2 protein-coding genes are annotated in these 2,379 nt (G+C 64.7%); one reads left to right on the forward strand and one right to left on the reverse strand.

What is annotated here, in order from left to right:
* Positions 1 to 64: 64 nt before the first annotated feature.
* On the reverse strand, positions 65 to 1,354 hold the full coding sequence (locus TVB01_RS16550; RefSeq protein WP_422456995.1) for a sugar ABC transporter substrate-binding protein: 1,290 nt from the start codon (positions 1,352 to 1,354) through the stop codon (positions 65 to 67).
* Between the two features lie 279 nt (positions 1,355 to 1,633).
* On the opposite strand from TVB01_RS16550, the gene TVB01_RS16555 reads away from it, so the two are divergent.
* On the forward strand, positions 1,634 to 2,379 hold a 746-nt coding region (locus TVB01_RS16555; RefSeq protein ID WP_422456996.1), incomplete at its 3' end, for an alpha-amylase family glycosyl hydrolase.

Genomic DNA, 2,379 nt, shown 5'->3' on the forward strand with positions numbered 1-2,379 from the left:
TCCTACAGGTGGTCCGGATGGAAACCCGTCCGGACCACTCGTCGCCTGCGGCTGGTTGGTACCGCTACTTGCTGATCTTGGACTCGATGTTGGAGACCATGGCCGGCCATGCCGTGGCCGGGTCTGCTTCACCCTTGATGAGGGCAAGCTGCGTGCCGCCCCAGTCAGCCCAGACGGCTTCCATTTCCGGGATCGCCGGCATCGGAACACCCTTGGCGCCGATTTCGCCAAACGCAGCCACGATCGGGTCTTCGGCAGCCTTGTCGAAGGAAGCCGTCAGGGCCGGCGGGCGTCCGCCTGCATCGAACATGGAATCCTGGACGGCCTCGGTGGTGAGGTAGTTCAGGACGAACTCGTTGGCGGCCAAGGCGTTCTGGCTCTTTGCGCTGATGAAGAAGCCGTTGACGCCGACGAACGGCTGCGCGGGGGAATCTCCGGCAGTCGGGAGCGGGTCGACGGCGAGGTTGATGCCGGCGGCTACGGCGTCAGGGACGTTCCACGGGCCGGTCAGCAGGTACGGGGATGCTCCGGCGTTGAACTTTTCCTTGGCGATATCCGGTGTGATGCTGGAGTTGAAGATGCGTTCGCCGGAATCGCCCCAGGCCACAAGTTTCTCGGCGAATTCGACGCCGCCGGGGTTGCCCAGTTCCAGCTTCGAAGCGTCGTAGCTGCCGGTCTCGTCGGTGCCGAAGACGGGCACACCCATGGAGGTCTGCAGCGGGTACAGGTGGTAGGGATCGCCCTGCTTGGGGTCCATCTGCACCAGGAAGGGGAACTCGGCCTTGCCCTCGGCCACGGCTGCCTTGCCGTTGGCTATGACCTCGTCCATGGTGGCGGCAGCCTCCGGGACCAGGTCCGTGTTGCGCAGCAGGCCGATGTTCTCGATCGAGTACGGCACGCCGTAGGTGTTGCCCTCATAGGTCATGGCCTTGATGGCGCTTTCCTGGAACTCGCCGGCCTTGTTACCGAGCTCGATCGGAGCAACGACGCCGTTCTGGACGAACTTGCCCAGCCAGTCGTGCGGGCCGACGATCAGGTCCGGGCCCTTGCCGGTGGGTACCTGCGTGATGAAGTCATCCGAAACCTGCTGGAAGTCCTTGGTGACGAGCTTGACCTCGATACCGGTATCTTCCTTGAACTTCTCGGTGACGTCAGTCAGGGCGGGAGAACGCTCCGCATCCACCCACATCGTGAGGGTCGTGGCGCCGCTGGAGGCCAGATCGCTGGATTCGGCGTTTTCGCCGGCGTCCGATCCGCCGCAGGCGCTGAGGACCAGTGCCGCGGTGACCGACACGGCACCGAGAGTAAAGGTACGCCGGCCAAACGCCGTCGTACCCGTTGTGCGCACCTTCATTGGTGTACCTCTTCTGTGTTTTAGGTCTGTAGTGAAGGCCCTCCGCGGGCCGGGTGACGCCGCCGGTCCGGAAGCCGGGCGGTGGCATGGGTGCAAGTGTAAGCGCGTGCACAGTGTGCGTCCAGTCACACCCTTGGGAACGCCACATCGACGGGGTCCACCCGACGCTCACCCACCAAAAGTCCCTAAGATTCCACGACCTGCCGGAGAGCAACACGTCGCGAAGACTTTGTGGAAGCGTTTGCATTACCCGGGGTACCGTCGCCTAGGATTCAAGGCATGCTTAGCTCCATCGCTGCCCCCGCAGGCCTCCTTCCGGGAGCCTCCCTTGTTCCCGTGCATGAGGCCTCCGCCGAACGCGACCGCCAATGGTGGCGCTCCTCGGTCATCTACCAGATCTACCCCCGCTCCTTCCGCGACCTCAACGGAGACGGCATCGGCGACCTGCCCGGCATCACCGCCGAAATCCCCACCCTCGCCGAACTCGACATCGACGCGATCTGGCTCTCCCCCTTCTACGTCTCCCCCCAAAAAGACGCCGGCTACGACGTCGCCGACTACTGCGCCGTCGACCCCCTCTTCGGCACCCTGGACGACTTCGACAACCTCACCGCCACCGCCAAAAAACACGGCATCCGCGTCATCGTGGACCTCGTCCCCAACCACTGCTCCGATCAGCACACCCTCTTCCAGGCAGCCCTCGCCGCCCCCGAAAACTCCCCGGCCCGCGACATGTTCATCTTCCGCGACGGCACCGGCGAACACGGCGAAAACCCGCCGAACAACTGGCAGTCCCACTTCGGCGGACCCGCCTGGACCCGCACCACCAACCCCGACGGCACCCCCGGACAGTGGTACCTGCACCTCTTCGACTCCACCCAGCCCGACTTCAACTGGGACAACCCCGCCGTCCACGACGAATTCGAACGCATCCTGCGCTTCTGGCTCGACCGCGGCGTCGGCGGCTTCCGCGTCGACGTCGCCCACGCCCTGATCAAGAAAACCGGGCTCCCCGACTGGGGCGG

Origin of the sequence: Arthrobacter sp. 7Tela_A1, assembly GCF_049311065.1 — a bacterium.
Taxonomy (GTDB): domain Bacteria; phylum Actinomycetota; class Actinomycetes; order Actinomycetales; family Micrococcaceae; genus Arthrobacter_B.

What these genes read in the sequence shown, in the direction of transcription:
- TVB01_RS16550 (WP_422456995.1), bottom strand. Translation starts at nt 1,354, where the DNA reads ATGAAGGTGCGCACAACGGGTACGACGGCGTTTGGCCGGCGTACCTTT.